At 35.1% G+C, this 22,142-nt stretch carries 23 protein-coding genes; 15 read left to right on the forward strand and 8 right to left on the reverse strand.

All coding sequences use genetic code 11. The features are described from left to right. Positions 1 to 16 precede the first annotated feature (16 nt). The 11 genes from AC4AGG_RS02645 to AC4AGG_RS02695 all read left to right on the forward strand — a co-directional run bounded on the left by AC4AGG_RS02645 (position 17) and on the right by AC4AGG_RS02695 (position 10,827). Complete coding sequence (locus AC4AGG_RS02645; RefSeq protein WP_489770430.1) at positions 17 to 907, forward strand: glycosyltransferase; 891 nt, start codon at positions 17 to 19, stop codon at positions 905 to 907. 17 nt (positions 908 to 924) lie between these two features. After that, a complete protein-coding gene (locus AC4AGG_RS02650; protein ID WP_489770431.1) occupies positions 925 to 1,857 on the forward strand; it encodes a glycosyltransferase family 2 protein in 933 nt (310 codons plus the stop codon). A gap of 9 nt (positions 1,858 to 1,866) precedes the next feature. Then, positions 1,867 to 3,663 carry an asparagine synthase (glutamine-hydrolyzing) gene (gene asnB / locus AC4AGG_RS02655; protein ID WP_489770432.1) on the forward strand — a complete coding sequence of 599 codons (1,797 nt, stop codon included), beginning with the start codon at positions 1,867 to 1,869 and terminating at the stop codon, positions 3,661 to 3,663. Positions 3,664 to 3,665: 2 nt separating this feature from the next. Then, positions 3,666 to 4,610, forward strand: coding sequence for a glycosyltransferase family 2 protein (locus AC4AGG_RS02660; protein ID WP_489770433.1), 945 nt, complete (start codon positions 3,666 to 3,668; stop codon positions 4,608 to 4,610). Next, a complete protein-coding gene (locus AC4AGG_RS02665; RefSeq protein WP_489770434.1) occupies positions 4,607 to 5,668 on the forward strand; it encodes a hypothetical protein in 1,062 nt (353 codons plus the stop codon). Before AC4AGG_RS02660 ends, AC4AGG_RS02665 begins: the two co-directional genes overlap by 4 nt. 4 nt (positions 5,669 to 5,672) lie before the next feature. Further along, positions 5,673 to 6,404: a DUF2490 domain-containing protein gene (locus AC4AGG_RS02670; RefSeq protein WP_489770435.1), complete on the forward strand. Its 732-nt coding sequence runs from the start codon at positions 5,673 to 5,675 to the stop codon at positions 6,402 to 6,404. Positions 6,405 to 6,525: 121 nt separating this feature from the next. After that, positions 6,526 to 6,987: a DUF2061 domain-containing protein gene (locus AC4AGG_RS02675; RefSeq protein ID WP_489770436.1), complete on the forward strand. Its 462-nt coding sequence runs from the start codon at positions 6,526 to 6,528 to the stop codon at positions 6,985 to 6,987. Then, on the forward strand, positions 6,974 to 7,585 hold the full coding sequence (cysC, locus tag AC4AGG_RS02680; RefSeq protein WP_489770437.1) for an adenylyl-sulfate kinase: 612 nt from the start codon (positions 6,974 to 6,976) through the stop codon (positions 7,583 to 7,585). The genes AC4AGG_RS02675 and cysC overlap by 14 nt, the downstream gene beginning before the upstream one ends. Positions 7,586 to 7,596: 11 nt before the next feature. Continuing rightward, positions 7,597 to 8,499 (forward strand): sulfate adenylyltransferase subunit CysD, encoded by a 903-nt coding sequence (gene cysD, locus AC4AGG_RS02685; protein WP_489770438.1) that lies wholly within the window; start codon positions 7,597 to 7,599, stop codon positions 8,497 to 8,499. Between the two features lie 85 nt (positions 8,500 to 8,584). Next, positions 8,585 to 9,844, forward strand: coding sequence for a sulfate adenylyltransferase subunit CysN (gene cysN / locus AC4AGG_RS02690; protein ID WP_489770439.1), 1,260 nt, complete (start codon positions 8,585 to 8,587; stop codon positions 9,842 to 9,844). A 44-nt stretch (positions 9,845 to 9,888) separates the two neighbouring features. Continuing rightward, positions 9,889 to 10,827 carry a glycosyltransferase family 2 protein gene (locus tag AC4AGG_RS02695; protein ID WP_489770440.1) on the forward strand — a complete coding sequence of 313 codons (939 nt, stop codon included), beginning with the start codon at positions 9,889 to 9,891 and terminating at the stop codon, positions 10,825 to 10,827. Between the two features lie 54 nt (positions 10,828 to 10,881). On the opposite strand, the gene cysQ is transcribed toward AC4AGG_RS02695, so the two are convergent. The 5 genes from cysQ to AC4AGG_RS02720 are packed head-to-tail and all read right to left on the reverse strand — an operon-like array spanning position 10,882 to position 15,786. Further along, a complete protein-coding gene (gene cysQ, locus AC4AGG_RS02700; protein ID WP_489770441.1) occupies positions 10,882 to 11,673 on the reverse strand; it encodes a 3'(2'),5'-bisphosphate nucleotidase CysQ in 792 nt (263 codons plus the stop codon). Beyond that, a complete protein-coding gene (locus tag AC4AGG_RS02705; RefSeq protein ID WP_489770442.1) occupies positions 11,633 to 12,643 on the reverse strand; it encodes a hypothetical protein in 1,011 nt (336 codons plus the stop codon). The genes cysQ and AC4AGG_RS02705 overlap by 41 nt, the downstream gene beginning before the upstream one ends. Positions 12,644 to 12,654: 11 nt before the next feature. Then, on the reverse strand, positions 12,655 to 14,088 hold the full coding sequence (locus AC4AGG_RS02710; protein WP_489770443.1) for an MBOAT family O-acyltransferase: 1,434 nt from the start codon (positions 14,086 to 14,088) through the stop codon (positions 12,655 to 12,657). 7 nt (positions 14,089 to 14,095) lie between these two features. Beyond that, positions 14,096 to 15,016: an SGNH/GDSL hydrolase family protein gene (locus tag AC4AGG_RS02715; RefSeq protein WP_489770444.1), complete on the reverse strand. Its 921-nt coding sequence runs from the start codon at positions 15,014 to 15,016 to the stop codon at positions 14,096 to 14,098. Further along, a complete protein-coding gene (locus AC4AGG_RS02720; protein WP_489770445.1) occupies positions 15,013 to 15,786 on the reverse strand; it encodes a class I SAM-dependent methyltransferase in 774 nt (257 codons plus the stop codon). Before AC4AGG_RS02720 ends, AC4AGG_RS02715 begins: the two co-directional genes overlap by 4 nt. 82 nt (positions 15,787 to 15,868) lie before the next feature. Here AC4AGG_RS02720 and AC4AGG_RS02725 point away from each other — a divergent pair, with 82 nt between their 5' ends. From AC4AGG_RS02725 to AC4AGG_RS02740, 4 genes are read left to right on the forward strand one after another with little or no spacing between them, the layout of a single operon-like run. Then, positions 15,869 to 16,426, forward strand: a complete 558-nt coding sequence (locus AC4AGG_RS02725) for an acyltransferase (protein WP_489770446.1) — start codon at positions 15,869 to 15,871, stop codon at positions 16,424 to 16,426. After that, entirely contained in the window at positions 16,423 to 17,250 is an 828-nt protein-coding gene (locus AC4AGG_RS02730; RefSeq protein WP_489770447.1) for a glycosyltransferase family 2 protein, read from the forward strand. Before AC4AGG_RS02725 ends, AC4AGG_RS02730 begins: the two co-directional genes overlap by 4 nt. Then, positions 17,250 to 18,677, forward strand: coding sequence for a hypothetical protein (locus AC4AGG_RS02735; RefSeq protein WP_489770448.1), 1,428 nt, complete (start codon positions 17,250 to 17,252; stop codon positions 18,675 to 18,677). The genes AC4AGG_RS02730 and AC4AGG_RS02735 overlap by 1 nt, the downstream gene beginning before the upstream one ends. Continuing rightward, entirely contained in the window at positions 18,674 to 19,822 is a 1,149-nt protein-coding gene (locus tag AC4AGG_RS02740) for a glycosyltransferase (protein ID WP_489770449.1), read from the forward strand. The genes AC4AGG_RS02735 and AC4AGG_RS02740 overlap by 4 nt, the downstream gene beginning before the upstream one ends. Before the next feature lie 59 nt (positions 19,823 to 19,881). On the opposite strand, the gene AC4AGG_RS02745 is transcribed toward AC4AGG_RS02740, so the two are convergent. From AC4AGG_RS02745 to AC4AGG_RS02755, 3 genes are all read right to left on the reverse strand, one after another. Beyond that, on the reverse strand, positions 19,882 to 20,640 hold the full coding sequence (locus AC4AGG_RS02745) for an SDR family NAD(P)-dependent oxidoreductase (protein ID WP_489770450.1): 759 nt from the start codon (positions 20,638 to 20,640) through the stop codon (positions 19,882 to 19,884). Between the two features lie 7 nt (positions 20,641 to 20,647). Next, positions 20,648 to 20,881, reverse strand: coding sequence for an acyl carrier protein (locus AC4AGG_RS02750; protein WP_489770451.1), 234 nt, complete (start codon positions 20,879 to 20,881; stop codon positions 20,648 to 20,650). A 122-nt stretch (positions 20,882 to 21,003) separates the two neighbouring features. Further along, a complete protein-coding gene (locus tag AC4AGG_RS02755) occupies positions 21,004 to 21,978 on the reverse strand; it encodes a 3-oxoacyl-ACP synthase III family protein (RefSeq protein WP_489770452.1) in 975 nt (324 codons plus the stop codon). Positions 21,979 to 22,142: the final 164 nt, after the last annotated feature.

The raw sequence follows: 22,142 nt of genomic DNA on the forward strand, positions 1-22,142 counted from the left end.
TTCAAAAAAAAAATAAATGAAATCCTTTATACATCTCATCATAACCCGCTTCAATGTTCCGACAAAAAATTGGAACAAGACTAAGTCTGGTGAGCCTGTCCTTTCCGACGAATGGATGGACAATCGTTTGGAGCTTTTCCGAAACATCACTTTTTCTTCGATGAAGAATCAGTCCAACCAGGATTTCCATTGGTGGGTGTTTTTTGATAAGAATACCAAACCAAAATATCTAAAAATCATTGAAGAACTTCAAAGAGGGTTTCCAAAATTCACACCGGTATTTGTTGATGACTTCCCAGACATGAAAGTGGTTCTACACAACAAAATACAGCAATTAGATTCGTCAGAGTACCCTTTCATCGTGTCTGCAGACATTGACAATGACGATGCTTTACATGAAGATTACATCCAGACCGTGAAAGATCTTTACGAACCTAAACATAATTTAGTAATAGATCTAACCGATGGATACAAGTTAGTAATAAGAGGAAAAAATAATGCAGTAGCACAACCTCATTATATGAAAGCCAATCCTTTTGTTAGCCTTGTAGAGCGATTTGATGAGGCAGAAACCGTGATAAAGGATAGACATCTTGCTTATGCTCACTTTCCTTTATATAAAAGTTATAATAGCAACAGAATGTACCTCCAAATAATTCATAATCAAAACCTTGTCAATTCCATCGGATATGCAAAAGCTGTTAACGAGGTAGATTTACAAAGTTTTGGTATCCAAAAAAATTACCTTCAAATTTCAAAAAGTGAGACAAAAAAATTCAACTATGAAATAGATTGCCTGAGATGGGAAAGAAGATTCTCTCGTTATATGTCAAAAACAAAATTTACCGCAAGAGCCTATGACTTGTATAAAAAATGGACAACGCCCTCAGAAAAGAGTAAAAATTAGCTAAAAACAAGTGCAATATGCAAGAAAACGTCCAAGTAAGCATCGTCATCGTCACCTACAACGCTATGAAATGGGCAGAAAAATGTTTTTCTTCTTTAAGAAACTCTTCTATCCCTGTGGACGTTATTGTGATTGACAATGGGTCAACCGATGGAACTCAGGATTTTGTAAAAGCTCAATTTCCTGAAGTTACCTTCATCCAAAGTCCCGAAAATTTGGGTTTCGGAAAAGCCAATAATCAAGGAATCGAAATCGCCTATCAAAGAAAAGCCGATTTCGTATATCTTCTTAACCAAGACACTTGGCTCTATCATGATACGATTGAGCAAATGCTTAAAGTCTATAACTCCTACCCTAACAAAACCGAAATAGGAATATTAAGTCCTTTCCACTTAGATGGTTCTGAAAAGAAACTAGATATCTTCTTGGATAAGTATATTAGCCATAGTTTTGAGACCACAAGAATGATTTCGGATCTGTACCTCAACCTAAAGAAAAATTTTTATGAAATTGGTTTTATTAATGCCGCGCATTGGTTTATTCCTATCCTGACAATTGAAGAAATAGGAGGTTTCAATCCTTATTTTTTCCACTATGGAGAAGATAATGAGTACGTCAACAGAATCCATTTTCATCAGAAAAAAATTCTGCTCTGCTCCCATAGTAAAGCGGTTCATGATGGAAAACAAGATCTCAAAAAAGTTAATTATTCTAAATTCAAAAATTTAACTTTAGAAACCAAGATCATGAACCCAAGCTACGAAAACAGCTGGGAAAAGGAGAAAAAAGCCCTGAGACAAAGTATTATCAAAGATGTTTTCACAGGAAAACTTAATTTTGCAAAATCAAAATATCAAAAATATAAGAAGCTTAAGTCTGAGGCTCAAGAATTGCTAAGGCTTAAGAAACAGGTTTCCAACAAGGGAGCAAGTTTTCTTCAACTAAAATAATGATTAATTATGTGCGGTATTGCAGGAATTATTGCGCCCAACGCTATATCTTATAAAAATCAAATTCAAATAATGACCGATGCAATTGCGCATCGCGGTCCTGATGCCGAACATCACGAATTTTATGAAAACGCTGCACTAGGACATCGTCGTTTATCCATTATTGATTTATCAGAAACTGGTAGACAACCGATGTTTTCGGATACCAAAAGACAATGTATTGTCCTGAATGGAGAAATCTATGGATTTCTTGATATTAAAAAGAACTACGCCGATTATCCATATCGCGGAACCTCTGATACTGAGCTTATTCTGGCAATGTATCGCGCAAAAAAGCAGGAGCTTATTCATGAACTTCCTGGGATGTTTGCTTTTGCAATATGGGACGAGGATCGTCAAGAACTTTTCTGTGCACGTGACCGTTTTGGAGAGAAGCCTTTCTATTATGCATTTGGAAACAATGGCGAGTTTATATTTGCGTCAGAAATTAAAGCAATCTTGCGATCAGGTCTAATTGAGGCAAAGATTAACTCTGAAGCGCTATATCACTACCTCAAGTATGGATACGTTGGTGCTCAACAAAGTGTCTATTCTAATATCTATACCTTGCCTCCTGCTCACACACTTGTGCTATCTGATGGTAAGATTAGTATCAAAAGATATTACAAAATACCGCATAAGGAACGCGCTATCTCTCTTTTAGAAGCTAAGGAAGAGTTTTCGCATTTGCTCAAAAATGCAGTAAAAAAGCAACTTATTGCAGACGTCAAAGTTGGAAGCTTCTTAAGTGGAGGCTTAGACTCATCAACCATTGTTGCAATGGCGAGCGAGTTTTTACCAAGCCAGACGACCATAAGTTATGGCTTTGACAATGAGAATAGTGAATTGAGATACGCAAAGGAAATAGCAGAAAAATACCAATCGGTTCATCTAGAAATCCATGAGGAAAGGAAAAATATTGTCGCCGATATCACATCCATTTCTCCTTACTTTGATGAGCCATTTTCGGATATGACTTATATGCCGCAGTACAAAATATCTGAAGCTGCAGCAAAACATCTTAAAGTAATTTTGTCCGGTGACGTAGGTGATGAGCTTTTTGGCGGGTATCATTTCTACCAATTCGAACACGAAATGAAAAACCACTTTTCTTACAAGAATTTAATTGCTAAAATTGGAATCAATGTATTAGGATTAGTAAAAGATACCTCCTTCGTTTCTAAACAGAACTCGAAATATGATTCTGTCCTCGATTTTCATCAAAACTATGTGAGAAACCTCTTACAAGATGATGAAATTCAAAAATTAGGAATCAAAGACTCTTATCATCAAGATTATAGCTTTAATATCGACCCGCATTCGCTTAGCGATATGATGCGAGTTGATATGGAGCGATATGTACCAGGAAACATGTTGGTTAAATCAGATAGAATGGCGATGGCTAACTCTCTGGAAGTCAGAACTCCATTTTTGGATACCGATTTTGTTGAATTTTGCCTTCAACTACCAGAAAATCTGAAACTCGATGGGCAAAAAGATAAAATTATCCTGCGTGAATCTGCTCAACACTACTGGACAGAAAACATTAGAAATCGCAGAAAAAAAGGATTCGGATCATCGGTTGACAGTTGGATTAATGAGCCTTCCTTAACCGAATTTTCAAATCAATTATTAGGAAATAGAAATTCTAAAGTATTTAATTTTATAGACTTTGACTCTGCAAGTAATTTAATAAAGAATCCTAAAAAGCATTGGACAATTCTGCAATTAGCTATTTGGGCTGAAAATTACCGCCAATTTATTTAACTATGAATATCTCTGTCGTCATCCCTGTTTATAACGCCGAAAAATTTCTGGAAGAAGCTGTCGAATCTGCACTTAAGTTCCCAGAAGTTAAAGAGATTGTACTGGTAGAGGATGGCTCTCCAGATGACTCGCTTGCTGTTTGCAAAAGATTAGAAGAAAAGCATCAGATAGTTAAAGTTTTTCAACATGACAACGGTGTCAACAAGGGAGCTGGTGCAACAAGAAACCTAGGAATGGAGGTTGCCTCTCAAGAATACATCGCTTTTTTGGATGCAGACGATGTATTTACCGAACTAAGATTTACTGCTGAGAAGGAATATTTCAAAGATCCAAAAATTGATGGTGTGTTTGGTGCAATTGGAGTGAGGTATCTTAGTGAAAAGGGCAAAAAAGAGTTTCAGGAAAAATTCAAAAATACAGAATTGACCACTGTCAAATACGAAGCCGAAGGAAAGGATGTTTTCTTAGGATTATTGGATGAGTCGAGAAATTTCGGCGTCTTTTTTTCGCTAATTGGTCTTACAGTAAGAAAGGCAGCAATAGAAAGAGAAAATTTGAAATTTAACGAAAAGCTTCGTATTCATCAAGATACAGACTTTATAAGAAAGCTAAGTTATCACTGCCATCTCAAAACTGGTATTATTGACAGACCTGTGTCACTTAGGGGAGTTCATGAAGACAATCGAATTACTAAGGTAAAACAATATTCGAGTTTATTCTATCGAAATATGGATTTGCTCTATACCTCTTCTAATGAATGGGCTCAAAACCAAGGTGATATGGATACACTAATCAAACAACACATCACTTCTCGTCAACAATCTTTTCGCGTTGCCAACACCAAAGGACTAATGAAGTATTTGCTTTTTGCTAAATTCAGTTTGACTAATCCAAAAATCTTGAAAACAAGATATCGTTTTCATGCGCTCAAAAAACACATAGGATGAAAAAGATTAGACATCTTTTAAGCTTAATAAAGGATCTTTTTGAGTATAACAATCGTCTTAAAACGGATTCTAAAAGTCCAGAGACAGATAACTCTATACTCGTAGAATTCAAGAACCCTAATCTCTATCATCGCTTTTTCTATATTTTTCTTAAACAGCTTCAACTTTCCGGATATAAAATATACTTTCCGATGAACTTTGAGCAATACAGAAATATCAAACATAATAATGTCTATTTTGGATGGATTGTCAATGAAAAAAATCTGGTATCAATCTATAAACCAAAAAACTCAGACAATATAATTTCCATTAAAGATGATGATTTAAGCGCAGATTTCTTTCATGATTATTTTCATAATCATAATACAGAAACAGGCTATCACATGCCAATGACCTATCATCCTATGATGTTTCATCAAAAGATTAATGAGCAAGAGATTGATAGAGCCAAACGAATTAACTCGTTGTTATGCTTCGGAAATTTCGCAAAAGAGAACTATTTAGAAATCGACAGCACCCCGTTTAAGGTAATTAATCGATATCATCTTCTACAATATTTCTCAAAACTTCGGAATTTTGTTTCTATTAAATCCAGTGCTGAATTTCAACAGATATTAATTGATCGGCAAGATGAGAAACATTTTTTTGTTGAGAAGGAGTTCTATAGCCTACCAATTGAGGATGTGAGAAAACACCTCTCTCACTTTAATTACTTCCTTGCTTGCCCTGGAGTCGTAATGCCACACTGTCACAATATTATTGAAGCATTATCAGTAGAAACTATCCCTATTTTACAGGAAGAATATGCTCAAATGTTTTATCCCCATCTTGTAAACGATGTACATGCTTTCACTTTTAGGAATAAGGAAGATTTACAGATTCTAATTTCTAAAATCTTCGAAACACCAGAAGAAAAATTGAATGAAATGAGAAATAATATCAAGAAATATTATCAAACTCACTTGACCCCAAATTCAATTTCTGAAAACATTATCAAAACTTTAGGTAAAGAAAAAATATTTCTGAATGCAGAGCATAGAAGTGTTAATATGATTTAGATTTATGATGAAGTTTACATCAAATACATTTGGAATTGTCCTTTTTTTCTTTTCTCAACTTATTTTTTCACAAAAAAATGTTGTTCATCAAGATGCATTTTGGGTTAGATATCAAGGAAAAGTAAACATCAATGACAAAAATACGGTTGTGCTCGAATTGGATGAGCGTAATTACATTTCGCCTTGGCGACAACAACAATTTGTTGCAAGGACCACCTTTGAAAGAAATCTAGGAAATAACTGGAAAGCGGATGTTGGATTTGCTTTTGTTGACCAATCCCTCCCTCAAGACCCTTATGTAGATATAACTCAAAATACACTTGAATTGCGTCCGCATATTGGTTTGAGTTATGAACAAAAAATAACAGAAAAATTATCCATTGGCCATCGGTATCGAATGGAATTCCGTTTTATTGAAGAGAATTTGGGGAAGATTCTGTACACTAATAACCGAATGCGCTACCAGCTTGGACTAAGGTATATGATACATCCAAAGATTTCGGTACTTGCATTTGATGAAATCCATCTCAATATTGGCAAAAAAATTGCAAGTAATGTCTTCGACCAAAATAGAATCGGAGGAAGCGTTGTTTTTTATCCAAACAAAAATTTCGCCTTAGAAATGGGGTACTTCAATTATTATCAACAGAGAGTCACAGGAACTGATTTTTATAGTAGAGACATCTTAAGATTTACGCTACATCATAACATTAATCTGAAAAAGAAAAGAAACTGATTTATTGAAAAGTTTTTTTTTAAAATAGCACAAAAAAACAAGAGCTTTTTAACTAAAGTAAAAAACGCAAAAACCGCGATATGAAAGATAAATTTTATACCTTTGCCACTCAATATTTTATATGCTGATAAAACTTAGAGAGCTTACAAAAGAAAAGCTCAAATCCAGTAGAACCAGACATGTTTTGAAAACAATAACATGGAGAATTGTAGGTTCTTTGGATACTTGGATATTAGCTTATTTTGTGACCAAAAGTGCAGGAAAAGGAGGAATGATTGCAGCTGCTGAAGTCATTTCCAAAATGGTGTTATATTACTTGCATGAAAGAGTTTGGTATCGAATCCAATTTGGAGTTGATGAAGAAAAAGGGACGGTTGCTAAAAAAAGACATATTGTAAAGGCGGTTTCTTGGCGGGTAGTCGGGACTTTGGACACGATGTTTTTAGCATTCTTAATTACAGGCAATGCCATGGACGGTTTCAAAATAGGAATGTACGAACTGATTACAAAAATGCTATTATATTATTTACACGAAAGAGCGTGGACACATGTTAATCTAAAATATTTCAATGAAAAATCTTGACATTCAGGAAAATATTATCAAACATAACTTTAAAGTTAGCAAATCTGACCGGGAGAAAATTAAAAATCAGTCTGCAAAATTGCTTTGGTTTACAGGTCTTTCAGGATCGGGGAAATCTACTGTTGCTAATGCCGTAGATATCTACTTGAATCAAAAGGGTTATCATACTTACGTCATTGATGGTGACAATACGAGAAAAGGAGTTAACTCTGACCTCGACTTCACAGAAGCAAGTCGAAAAGAAAACATTCGAAGAGTTGGAGAGATTTCCAATTTGTTTCTCGATGCAGGAATCATCCTTTTGGCAAGCTTTATTTCTCCCTTCGAAGCAGATCGAGAGAGAGTAAGAAGTTTGGTCGGAGATGATAATTTTGTCGAGATCTTTATTGATTGTCCTTTGGAGGTTTGTGAAAAAAGGGATGTCAAAGGATTATATGCAAAAGCAAGAAAAGGCGAAATCAAAAATTTTACTGGCATTGACTCACCATTTGAGATTCCAGAGCATCCTGAGATCCACATCTACACTAACAAAGACGACCTAGAAACATCCGTTAACAAGATACTTAACTATCTTTTAGAGAAAAATATTATTCAATAAAAATACAATATATGAAGTACAAACTTTCATACCTCAAAGAACTGGAAGCTGAGTCCATTTTCGTCATGCGAGAAGTTTTTGCGCAATTTGACAATCCTGCGATTTTGTTTTCAGGAGGAAAAGACTCCATTGTGTTGGTACACTTGGCTATGAAAGCGTTTGCTCCTGCAAAAATACCTTTCCCATTAGTTCATATTGATACAGGTCATAACTTTCCCGAAACGATGATATTTCGCGACAACTTGGTCAAAAGGCTAGGTGTTAATCTAGTCGTTGGATCTGTTCAGAAATCAATTGATGAAGGAAGAGTCAAAGAAGAAACTGGACTCAATGCTTCAAGAAATGCTTTACAAACCGTAACCCTACTTGACACTATAGAAGAAAATCAATTTGATGCTTGTATGGGTGGAGCAAGAAGAGACGAAGAAAAAGCTCGCGCAAAAGAAAGATTTTTTTCTCACCGTGATGACTTCGGACAATGGGATCCTAAAAATCAAAGACCAGAGCTTTGGAACCTCTTCAATGGAAGAAAAAACATGGGTGAACATTTTCGTGTTTTTCCAATTTCTAATTGGACAGAAATGGACATTTGGAACTACATCATGGAAGAGAATATCGAACTTCCTCCTCTTTATTTCGCAAAGGAAAGAGAGGTGGTTTGGAGAAATGGCTCGTGGTTGCCTAACTCAGAATTTCTACAACTAAGAGAAAACGAGAAACTAGAAAATAAAGTAATCCGTTTCCGTACTTTGGGAGACATAACCATCACAGGAGGAATCGAATCCGATGCGGATACCATCGAAAAAGTGGTTATCGAAGTTTCTACTTCTCGCAACACAGAAAGAGGAAATCGTGCTGATGACAAAAGGAGCGAAACCTCAATGGAAGATAGAAAGAAAGAAGGCTATTTTTAATTGATGGCGAATGGAAACCAAGAGATGGAGGTTTTATCAATTGGCAAATCTTACATCTGCAATCTTGAACCTTAAATAAGAAAACATGCAAAATAATAAAGAAAGAGAATTATTACGTTTCACAACAGCCGGAAGCGTTGACGATGGCAAAAGCACCTTAATAGGAAGACTTCTATACGATTCCAAATCCATTTTTCAAGATCAATTTGAGGCAGTTGAAAAATCCTCTCTCAAAAAAGGTCTAGAGCACATCGACCTTTCTCTATTGACCGATGGTCTCAAAGACGAAAGAGAACAAGGAATTACCATTGATGTTGCTTACCGATATTTCTCAACCCCTAAAAGAAAATTCATTATTGCGGATACTCCGGGACATATCCAATACACCAGAAATATGGTAACAGGGGCGTCTACTGCCAATTGTGCTTTAATTTTGGTTGATGCTAGAAATGGGGTAATAGAGCAAACCAAAAGACATAGCTTTATTGCTTCATTACTCCAAATCCCACATTTGATTGTTTGTGTTAACAAAATGGATTTGGTAGAATATTCGGAGGAAAAATTCGAGCAAGTATGTGAGCAATTTAAAGATTTTTCGAGTTCATTAAATGTTACCGATGTGAGATTCATCCCTATTTCTGCTCTTTTAGGAGATAATGTAGTGGACAAGTCAACCAACATGCCTTGGTACACAGGAAGAACACTTTTAGATACTTTAGAAACAATACATATCACTAGCGATGTCAATTTGATTGATGCTAGATTCCCGGTACAGACTGTTATTAGACCTCACTCAACAGAGTTTCATGATTTCCGAGGTTATGCTGGAAGAGTAGCAAGTGGTGTTTTCCACAAAGGAGACAAAATAAAAGTCCTTCCTTCTGGCTTCGAATCCGAGATAGAAACTATTTACACCTATGATGGTGAGATTGACAATGCTTTTGCTCCCATGAGTGTTACTCTTACATTGAAAGATGATATCGATATCGCTCGTGGTGACATGATTGTAAGACATCAAAATATTCCTGAACAAAAGCAAGAGTTTGATGTAACGCTTTGCTGGCTAAATCAGAATGCTGCGAATCCAAGGACAAAATATTATATCAAGCACACGTCTAACGAAGCAACAGCAATGATCAAAGAGATTAAATATAAAATTGATGTTAACACACTCAGAAGAAACGAAGACAACAAAGAACTGAAAATGAATGATATCGCAAGAGTTACCATTAAGACAACAAAACCCTTATTTGTTGATGAGTATCGCGACAATCGTATGACGGGGAGTATAATCCTTATTGACCAGCAAACCAATGAAACCGTTGCTGCCGGAATGATTCGTTAATCATCATTAAAGTTGAAAAAACCTTTTTTAAGAGGTTTCGCAAGATGAAAATTTCAGTCATTATTCCAGTATACAACGCCGAAAAATATATCATTCAAGCCGTAGAATCAGCTCTTCGGCTTGATGTCGTTTATGAAGTGATTCTTGTTGAAGACCAATCACCAGACAACGCACTGAAAATATGCAAAAATCTCGTAAATCAGTATGAAAAAGTGAAGCTTTTTCAACATCCTGATAAAAAAAATCACGGAGCTGGAGCTTCAAGAAATCTTGGGATAGAAAAAGCAACAGGAGATTTCATTGCATTTCTAGATGCAGATGACTATTACCTTCCTAACCGTTTTGAAGCAGAAAAAGAACTCTTCAACAACAATGAAGTTGATGGTGTTTATGGAGCGATAGGTGTAAATTATTATTCAGAAAAGGCAAAAGACCAGTTTTATCACATCTATCAAGATAAATTAGACACCATCTATGGAAAGCCTAAGCCAATAGACGTTTGTCCTGGTCAAATGAATTTAAGAGGTGGTTTTGGGCTAATGCACTTGGACACGCTTACCATTAGGAAGTCTAGTTTAGGGAAAATTAATCAGCTTTTTAATCCCGACCTTCGCCTACATCAAGATACTGACTTTACGATTAGATTAGCTTTTTATCTAAATCTTTACGCAGGTACAACAGATCAAGCTATTGCAATGAGGGGCATCCACGAGAGCAACCGAATTACTGCTATTGAAACAAAAAAAATAAAACCTTCAACAACTAGAATCAAACTTTGGAAAGCGTTAAAAGATTGGTCAGATTCCGAGGAATCCATTCCTCAAGAGTACAAAGACCATATCAAGAGAATGTATCAAAGTTTTGAAATTGCCAATTCACCCATCCCTAAAAAATGGATATTAATTATATCTGGAGCCCTAACTGATTACAAGGGAATCCGTTCGGGATTATACAACATCAATTGGAGGAGAGATTTAATCTAAAAAAAGACCTTTCCAACATCTCTGAAAAGGTCTATTCTTAATTATTTGTATATTTTAGTACGATCCTACCTCAAACCAAGGATTGAGTAGATTCTCCTTGTTATAGACAACTTCATTCTTATTGTCTGCTTGTATTACAGGAATTCCCGCAAATTTGCAAATCGCATGTCCCGCTGCAATATCCCATTCCATCGTTGGCGCATAACGAGGATAGAAATCCGCTTCTCCTTCTGCAACCAAACACAATTTCAAAGAAGAACCAACACTTCGGGTCACGATCTTTTTACCTGATTTTTCATTAGCAATTTTATCCATTATTCCCTGTGTTTCAGGAGTTAAATGCGATTTACTCGCTACAATGACAAAATCTTCAGCATCTTCCCTTTTGCCAAGTTTCTCTGCTTTCTCTATTGAGAATTCGCTAAAACACTCAATATTCTGAACCCTATAAGAAGCATCCTCAGTCGTGAAAAATAGTTTCTTCTGAACTGGAACATAAATTACTCCAAAAATTGGCTTCCCGTCTTCAATAAGTGCAATATTAACAGTAAACTCGCCATTCTTTTTGATAAATTCTTTAGTTCCATCAAGCGGATCTACTAACCAAAAAGTTTTCCAATCAATACGTTTGGCGTAAGGAACCTCTTTACTTTCTTCACTTAAAACTGGAAACTCGCCTCCTTCAAGGTATTCCATTATTTTTTTGTTAGACCTCTTATCAGCCAATGTTAATGGAGAATTATCCCCCTTAATTTCAACTCCGAAGTCTGCCGTTTCATATACCTTCAATATTTCCTTTCCTGCCTCAATAGCTGCTTGTACTGCCTGAGTGTGTTTGACCATCATTCTTTATTATTTTTTTTAATTCTTTTCCAAGTTCTTTTGAAAACAAATCAGCCCCCTTGCTATTAAGATGTCCATAATCCCATCTGTATTTAAGTAGATAAAAATTAGGATATTTCACTGGATCCAAGAAACTAACTGTTGGTATGCCTTTCAAGTGCTCATAGGCTAGAAGTCTCTTCGCATTAGGTTCTGCTGGTGCGGGAATCAGCAAAACAAACTGTATCCCTTGTTGATCACATTTAACCTTAATTTCCCTCAATTTGTTTTCTAAAGCAGCATTTACATTGTACACTTTTTTATCATTTTGATAAACTAACAATCTTTCCTTAATCTGAGTCGTATCTTCTAATAAAGCTTTGTTTCTCTCCACAACTTCTTTATTAGAATCTTTATCAAGTGGAAAATACCCACCATTTTTGGAAAAGAATAAATAGTCTTTTGACAACTCCACTTCAGAAATATCATTTTGCCAATTAAAAATGTTGAGAACAGTACTATAACCAGTAAAAACAAGTTGACGTAGATTCCTTTCGTCAATAGCGTATTCTACTGCAAATCTCAAATTGGAAGGTGTCAATGTCGAATAACTTCTTTTTGTTGACATATTGGCCTTTGTAAATTTTACCTTGTCCTGAACCTCTAAAACTAGATACTTGGGTTTATAACCATCACTCTCTAGCAGTTTGTCAATGACTTGAAAATTTTCGAGATTAAAACTCCCATTAGCTCCCAAGTTAAACCATTTTGTACTAGGATTAATAGAATCCAAAATTCTAGGGTTGATCTGATTATTAATTTTACTACTGCCAATAACCACCCCATCATATTGTGGATGAGACCCCAAAAAGTCAAGTTTATTATTGATGTATTGATTTTCAATATACTCATTACCTCTATTATTCCAAAGAATAACACCCACAACAAAAAATGCCGACGTTAACAAAACTATTTTGATCAGAAACTTCTTCATTCTGCTTCCTTTTAGAATTGAAAATAAATAAATTCATTATTTCCAAAATTGGCGTAACGAAGTATAATGAAAGTCACTACAACATAAAGCATCCATCTAATCCATTGATGATATCTTTTGATCTCGAGACCATGTTGTTGCGTTCTATTTAGCCATTCCACTACCAACATAAAAGCGATAAGAAGTCCTATTTTAAGTTTAAATTCAGATGGAAATCTTAGCAGCGAATAACTGAAAATGTTTTTAATATAATCAATAGCCTGTGTTACGCTCTCTGCCCGAAAGAAAATCCAAGCAAAACAAGTAATAGCAAAAGTAAATCCAATATTAAAAATATCTCTTAAGGACGGAATTAATCGACCCATTGCTGCAACCTCTAAATTGTGTCGATTCTTTTCTGTAATTAATAGTGGTAGAAAATAAAGGGCATTAAGAAGACCCCAAATAATAAATGTCCAATTAGCGCCATGCCAAAATCCAGAAACTAAGAAAATAGCAAAAGTATTTCTAATCTTCATCCACATTCCACCTTTGCTTCCTCCTAACGGAATATAAAGATAGTCCCGAAACCAACTCGAAAGCGAAATATGCCATCTCCTCCAAAACTCTGCGATATCCCTTGAGAAATAGGGAAATGCAAAATTTCTAAGTAACTCAATTCCAAAGAGACGTGAAGTTCCTAAAGCAATATCGGAATAACCCGAAAAATCACCATAAATCTGAAATGCGAATAAAATAGCTCCCAGCACCAAATTACTTGAACTTTCTGTCTGATAATTTGTAAATATATCATTAACAATTGGTGCACAATTATCGGCAATCACCATTTTCTTAAATAATCCCCAAAGTATCTGACGCATTCCATCCGCAGCATTCTCATAATTGAAAACGCGCGGTTTCTTAACCTGCGGTAGAAGGTGTGTAGCCCTTTCAATTGGCCCCGCTACTAAAAGAGGAAAATAACTAACAAACAAAGCGTATTCAACAAAATTACTTTCAGCTTTAATCCTTTTTTTATAAACATCTATGATATAAGAAAGACCGTGAAATGTATAGAAAGAAATACCTACCGGGAGTATAACCTTCAATGTCCAGATATTAACATGAAATCCAAATCCCTCTAATAACTCCTGAAAACTTTCTGCGAAGAAATTATAATATTTAAAAAAACCAAGAAAACCAAGATTAATCCCAATACTTAGAACCAACCAAAAAGTCGCCGCCTTCTTATTTTTACTCTTTTCTATCTGTAATCCTGAAAAATAATCTAATAGGATAGAAAACATTAACAAGAAAAGAAAACGCCAATCCCAACAAGCATAAAAGTAAAAACTAGCTGCCAACATCATCACATTCTGCCATCTATAATCCTTCTTGAAGACAAACCAATATAGGATGAAAACGATAGGTAGAAAAATGGCAAAGCTAATTGAGTTAAAGAGCATAAATTTATTATTTTCTTGTAATATGATTATTTAACATTTGTGTAAAAACAGCACCATAATCCTTCTGAAGGTGATTCCCATCTGTATAGTAAAAGTCATTTGACAGGGAGGAAAAATCAAGGTACGGAATATTTTGTTGTTCTGCGATTATAGTCATCTGACTATTAAAGTCAGCCATATATTCATTCTCAATCAGAGCCATTCCCTCACTAACAGGAATCCGTACTAAATAAACATCACCGTGCTTTTTAAGAAATTGGATGATTTTGAGAAAGTACTTTTTCCGTTCTTCAGATAGCGAATATCCGTCTTTGTATCCACGATAAGTTTCTAGTTTTGCTGCAACATTATCAGAGTACTCATTACAAGATTTTGTTCTAATATCAACTTCTAACCAACCATTATGATGAAGAAAAACCTTATTTCCTCGCACCTTTCTTTTTGTCATTTTATTCTTGTCTAAAGGTAAATTGAACCAACTTTTTGAATAATTCTTAATCAGGTACTCGTAATTAGGATTACAATTTTTAAAATAAGTGTTACCCAGCATAGTCTTTTCTTCTGGAAACACATCTGGATTGACCTTTTCTGTAGAAAGACACCAAGGGTCCACGCTCAAAATAAATACTCCATTAACGGCGTTAGGATCAAGCTTCTGTTGAATTGATTCATAATAGGTTTGACCAAAAGGAGATGAAAATATAGTAAATGAAAAATTGAAAAAATCCTTTCCATTATTTGATTCCAGAAACTGTGGTTGTATTCCTTGAGCAGCCCTTGAGTTACCCAAAATCAAATTTTGTTGTCTTGGCGTTGTAAATCTCACATAAAATTCATCAGTAAATCCTCCTGCGCTATAACCCAAAATTAAATGGAGAACAACAACACATCCAATCCAAAACAATGATTTTTTCAAGAATCGTTTCATGACTTTATAACAATCCCAACAAATTTACCTTCAAAATCAATAACAGTTGGACTAAGCTTTCTCTCTTCACAAAAATCCTGAAACGCAGAATTGTCGTTAATATCATCCGAAATAAAAACACCTCCTTTTCTTAGTTGAGGATATAGTGTTTTGTATGCCCAAGCCATCCCTTCATAACTTTTATCAGAATCATAATGCACCACATCGATAGAACCACATTCATTAATGATTTTGGGTAGCGATTCACGATCTGCATGGCGAAAAAGCTTCCATCTTTTTCTCAAATTTTCAGGAACAACACATCCAACGTAACGGTCTCCATCCTGACTCAGATAGGGCATATCGGAACTGTATAACGTCCCTCCTCTTTTATCCAATGACATTAGAGTAGCAAAAGAACTCCAACCATATGCAACTCCAGTTTCAACAACGGACTTTGCTTGGGTGTATTCGCAAGCGTAATAGATAAGTTCTAACGCTCCTGCTCCTCCCATTTTAATGGGGCATGCGTTCTGCGTATCAAGTGCATATTGGAATTCTACTGGATATTTCTGGGAAAATTTTTCATAGGACAATCCAAAAAGCCGATTAACAGCTTCCTCCTGACTTATGGCAATTTGCGAAGCCCAGAGATTGGTCTTCTCCTTCCCTTTGAAAGCACTATTTCTATTGAAAATATTTTTGATAATTTTTCTACCTAATTCGGGATACAAATCAGGTCTTTTCAAATAACCAATAAAAGTCTTGGTAACTCGTATAAGTTCACTCACAGTTTAGCAATTAGACCGCAAAAATACACAATTTAGTAGATATGCTAAAACTGCGTATCTTTGTTACCCAAAAACATAGATTATGTTAAACGTTTTGGCACAAATGCTAGAAAAAATACAAAGAAAAAAAATACAAACCCTATTGAAGACACATCCAAATGTCTCAGTTGGAAGTATTAGATTGGGTATTGACGATCAATTTGTCCTTTACAAAAACCTTAAAAGAGTCAATATTGGTAACGCTGTTAATATTCGCAATTATATTCATGTGATTGTACAAGACGATGCAACATTGGAAATTGGAGACCGCGTTTTTATGAATAATTTTTGTTCCATTAATTGTTTAGACTCTGTCTCTATTGGAGAGAACACTCTTTTTGGAGAAAATGTTAAAATATATGACCATAACCACGCCTATGAACGAAATGGAGATGAACTTACGGTCCATCATTCTAAATTCACAAAAGCGCCTGTTGTTATTGGTAAAAACTGTTGGTTGGGAAGTAATGTAACTATACTCAAAGGAGTAACCATTGGAGACAACTGTATTATAGGTGCTGGATGCACGATCACCAAGAGTGTTCCACCAAACTCCACTGTGGTTAATAAAATGGACTTAGTATCTAGACAATCAGTATGAAGTTTTCCGTTCTCATAGCACATTACAATAACGCCAAACTTTTTAAAGATTGCTACAATTCCTTGTTGCAACAGACCTATCATGACTGGGAAGCTGTCATATTGGACGATGCTTCTACTGAGGACGAAAAACAACAAATCCAAGAAATCATCAAAAATGACTCTAGGTTTCGATATTATGAAAACGCAGAAAATTCAGGAGTTGGAATTACCAAATCAAAGTTAATTGAATTAGCTTCTGGGGAAATATGCGGTTTTGTAGACCCTGACGATGCAATATTACCTGATGCCATCGAAAAATCTATAGCTGCTTTCAAAAAAAATATAGAAGTGGTACTCGCCTACTCTAGATTCATGACTTGTGACGAAAATTTAAATCCTATTGCACCTTTCAAATCAGCAAGACAAGTTCCCAATAATGATCCCTATTTTTTCAATTACCCTGTTCAGATAGCGCATTTTGTAACCTTCAGAAAGGATATCTACGAAACCACAGCAAAAATGGACACCCTGAAAAAAATTGCTGAAGACCAAGATCTTTATCTTAAAATGTACGAAAAAGGGAAAGTAAAATTCATTGACGAAACCAATTATCTATACCGCACTCACTCAGGTGGAATCTCGCAAAACGACAACAAAAAGAAATCCTACGAATATTGGGGAGAAGTGATCTATAATGCGATGAAAAGAAGAGGTATAAAATCCATCAATGGTAAGACAATTCCAGAAAAATTCACCAATTCGGAAGAAATTTTCAAACTATTGGAATACCAAAATTCCATTTCGTTTCGGATTAAAAAGAAATTAAAATTGCTTTTTGATTGATGCAAAGTTTCAAGTCCAACCAGTTTTTTGCGGCAATATTGCTCTTCATTGTAGCAATAGGTTATTTCATTGTTTCCAATAGGGTAACTTTGGCTGATGATGTTATTTTCTTCAATCAAAAAAAGGAAATAGGAACATCGCTAATCACGTTCTTATACGATTCGATTAATACCAAAACCATGACAGCACGTCCTGTTTCTGCTCTAGCAACAGCATTGCTGCAAATCATCTCCAAAAACAATCGAGACCTTTATTTTCTTGGTCTTCTGTTTTTCCCATTATCTATTTTGCTTATAAAAAAATGTGGCGACTTCTTTATTTCGCAAAAAGAAGTTACTGTGATTATCTGTGCAATATATGCGTTGTCATTTCTTGGCACATCAGTACAGTTTTCGCCTTTGATGCTCAACTCCAATATCGCACTGATTTTCTATCTATTATCTATTATAACACTTAAGAAATATCAGTCTATTTTTGGTTTCATAATTAGCTCTTTTTGCTTTCTACTCTCCATTTTGTCGTATGAAGTTTTCTTACCTGCTATTGTTATTAACGCTCTAATTATCAAAAACAATCGAAACAAAATAGGATATTTAACTCTAACATTGGTGCTTTTTGTAGCGTACAGAAAACTTCTAATGCCAGTTTTGTTTGACCACGCTTATCATCGAGATTCGTTTTCAGAGATATTTGATTTCCATAGAGATTTCAGAATTCTTTTACTTGGAATCAAAATTTTCACACTTGACACCCTACGAACGCTTTACAAATCTATAATTGCGATTAAATTCTATAATTGGGAGGATTTTGTACTTTGGGGATTAATGTCAATATCTTCCATTTACTTTCTTATTAAAAGCAAGTTGAATTTTGTTCCAACCAAATCACAAGTCCTATTTTCTATTGCAGGATTAATGGTTTGTTTTGCGATATTTTTCTTTTCAACATACATTCCAACGATTTATGGTTATCAAAATAGAAATCTAGGAGCAGTTAGACTTTTTTCGGCTTTAGCATTTGTATTCCTGATTTTCTTTGCTTTTAGAAATAATTTAAAATTAAAAAGGTTCATCTTGGGCTTTTGTTTTGCTCTTTTAACCATCACATCAATTAGCATCAAAAATGCTTGGGTGTACGCCAATGATTTTAATAACAAGACCTTTCAGAATCTCAAACCGCTTCTGCCAGAAAAACCCAGTTCTAAAGTCGTCTACATTCAAAACGATGTCTATCAAGTATTGGAAACCAACCCTCATTTTATTCTTAAAGAACCTATCTTCTTTCATTCTTGGGAGGGACGACATATTGCTAAAAAAAACAATTTACCAGATTATTTTGAATACCTCAACAATGATTTGGAAATAAAAAAACAAAAGCCATACTATCTTTTTAATGTCAAGAAAAACTCTTTAGTCTTAATCGAATGACCACAAACAAAAAAATAAAAGTCCTGTTTCGTCACCGCTCCATGGAAATGGGGGGTGTAGAGAAAGTCATGTTGAGCATTCTCAACAATCTTAATCGTGACCAATTCGAAATGACAGTTTTACTCAGCTTAAATCAAGGAGAACTTCGTAACGAAATACCATCTCACGTCAGAAAGGTCTATTTGGCTGATGGAAAAGAAGATTTTTCTAAAAACCCATTGATTCAGAAATTGCAGTTGTTACGAAGGAAAGCAAAACTCAATAAATTGCTCAATAACCCACAAATTATTGACGAAAAAATTCTAAAAGAGAAATACGATATCGAAATTGGGATGACTTATAACGATTTCGAACCAGTCCTAAATTCAACCAATAAAAACTCGAAAAAAATTGGCTGGTTTCATTCCGAAATACAGATTCCAGGATTGCAACCTTTGGTTCCAATGATTTTGGAAAGCTTTCCAAAATTTGATGACATGGTCTATTGTTCGCAAAGAATTTATGACTTGATGCACAAACGCCATCCTCAACTCAATTACCCAAAAGAACACGTGATTATCAATGCCATCCCAATTGAGGAAATCAAAAGAAAAGCACAAGAGAAAATCTCAAATTTCCCCGAAAGTCCAACTTTTGTATCTGTGGGAAGACTGCATTACAGAAAAGGATATCACAAACTCATCGAAGCGCACCGACAACTGTTAGATGAGGGTCTTTATCATCATATTGTGATTGTTGGCGATGGAGAACAACGAGAGTTTTTGGAAAATTTAATTAAAGAAAAAAAGGTAGAATCTACTTTCCTTCTGATAGGAAATCAAATGAATCCATATCCATACATTAATCAAGGTGATTTTTTCATACTTCCTTCGGAATCCGAAGCTTGGCCATTGGTTATCGCAGAAGCTTTAATTCTACAAAAACCCACCATTGCAACAGATACTGGGGATGTATCGAAAATGATAATGGACGGAAAAACAGGGCGATTAATTTCTTATGAAGTCTCCGATATGTATGATTCGATGAAAGAGTTTTTGACCAACGAAACTCTAATTTCTGAAATCAAAACCAACCTTCAAAACATCGAAAAACAGTTTGACAATCAGAAAATCTTCGATGCTATTGAAAAAATGATGATTGAGTAGTTTCAAACTAGACGTAGCGAACAATGTCTGACAATCGTGAAAATAGATTTCTAAAAAAATTAAGCGACTGAGTAACCTCCATCAATAACTAGATTGCTTCCTGTCACCCATCTCGATGCATCGGAAAGTAAGTAGACGCAAGCGTTGGCAACATCTTCGACCTCTCCAATTCCTAATGGATGTTTTTTTAAGATTTCTTGTACCGCTTCTTCACCGAGGTTGTTAAACATTTGCTCCAAAATCGGCGTTTTTACCATCGCCGGACTAACTGAATTCACTCTGATTCCGCTTCTTGCAAGTTCCATCGCCATCGAACGCGCTCCTGAAATTACCGCTCCTTTGCTTGCGGAATAAATAGTTTTTCCCGCTTCACCGACCATTCCTGCAACTGAAGCAATAAAAACAAAACTTGATGTTTCAGTTTTATACTTCTTCAGAGATAAAATTTTCGCCAATTCGAATCCCGCAAAAACGTTCACGTCAAATATTTCATTAAAAATCTGAGCGTTTTGTTTTTTGAGAGGAAGCGTTTTTTCAATTCCAGCACAATGAATAAATCCCGAAACCTTTCCTAGCTTTTCAATTTTTTCAGAAATTTTTTGCTCAAGATGTTCATCAGAAGTAATATCAGAAATAATGATTTCTGACTTAGTTGGATCTTTCAGAAGAGATTGCGTTTCCTTCAAATTACTTTCATTTCTTGCAATAAGGATAACATTGGCTCCATTCTTACTGCATTGCACTGCACATCCTCGACCTATACCCGAAGAAGCGCCTGTAATAACTATCGTTTTGTTCTCTAAGGAAAATACCGACATCTTCTATCTAGTCTTCAAAATTATCCGCACCAATAATGTTCATCAAATCTTGAACAGTTGTAATATCCTTAAAATGTTTTGCATCAATAGTTCTGTCAAAATGCTCGTCAACAAAAGCAATAATCGTTAACAAAGCCAATGAATCATAACTATCTAAAGATTTCAGATCTGTTGCAGTTGTTAATGTTTCATCCTCTTCTAACTCTTCTTGTAGTTTTATTAAGAAATCTTGTGTCTTCATTATATTTTAATATTAAATTTTTTGTTTTATTGCTTTGTCATTCTGAGCGCAAAGAAGTGAAGTCGAAGAATCTATTTAGATTCCTCCTTCGTCGCTATGACAAAAATTTGTTTTATTAATTATCAAATCTCGATCACTGTTGCTCCCCAAGAATACCCTACTCCAAATCCAGCAATCAGTATTTTATCTCCTTTTTTAATCAAATTTTGATCCAAAGCATCCTTCAGAGCAATTGGAATCGTCGCGGAAACCGTATTCCCAATTTCGGACATCCCAATATAGAATTTCTCTGTAGGAATTTTAGCTTTTTTTCGAAGGTAATTCAGCATAAATGTGTTAGCTTGATGGAAAACAAAATAATCAATGTCTTCTTTAGCTAAATTATTTTTCTCTAAAGTCTCGTTCACTAGACCAGGAATATTTTCGATGGTGAAATTAAAAATTTCAGGACCGTTCATATAAAGACAGTTAGGAGGAAACTCGTTATTTTGATTTTTCTGAAAATTAGTTTTAAAGGCTCCTTCTTTAACCATCAAATTTTCTGCACCACTTCCATCTGTCCCCAAACAAAATTGGTAATCAGGTTTCGACTTATCTAATTCTACAATAACTGAAGCAGAGGCGTCGCCAAAGATGCTTCGATTAGCTTTATCCTCGGTATGGATATGTTTGGAATAAGTTTCTGATGTTACCAACAAAACGCTCTTCGCAACCCCAGAAACCAAAAGTCCTTTCGCCACAGCCAATCCATACACAAATCCAGAACATCCCAAATTGAAATCTAAGGCTCCAACATTTTTACGAAGTCCCAATTTATCTTGCAAAATACATGCAGTTGTAGGTAAAAAATACTCAGGACTTTGAGTGCAGAACAAAATAAAATCTACTTTCGAACGGTCATAATCTTCAAAAATCTTCTCCGAAGACTTCACAGCCATATCCAAAACGGTCTCATGCTCTCCTGCAATATGGCGTTGTCTGATTCCGACTTTTTCTTCAATTTTTTCAGAACTCCACTCGGGAAATTCTTTCTCTAAATCTAAGTTTGTCAGAACTTTCTCTGGCAAATAATATTCAATTTTAGAAATTTTTATCATAAAAAATATCTTACTTTGCAAAAGTAATTAAAAAGCGCTAAAGTTTCATGATGATTTTTTTCTACAGGATTCTACTCAAAATTCAGTCAACATGGGAAAACCTCATTAATAAAGCAAATCTTGAAATTTGTAAATCGCGAGGTATGAAGGTGGGCAAAAATTTT

Source organism: Chryseobacterium sp. CG10_8 (assembly GCF_058117085.1).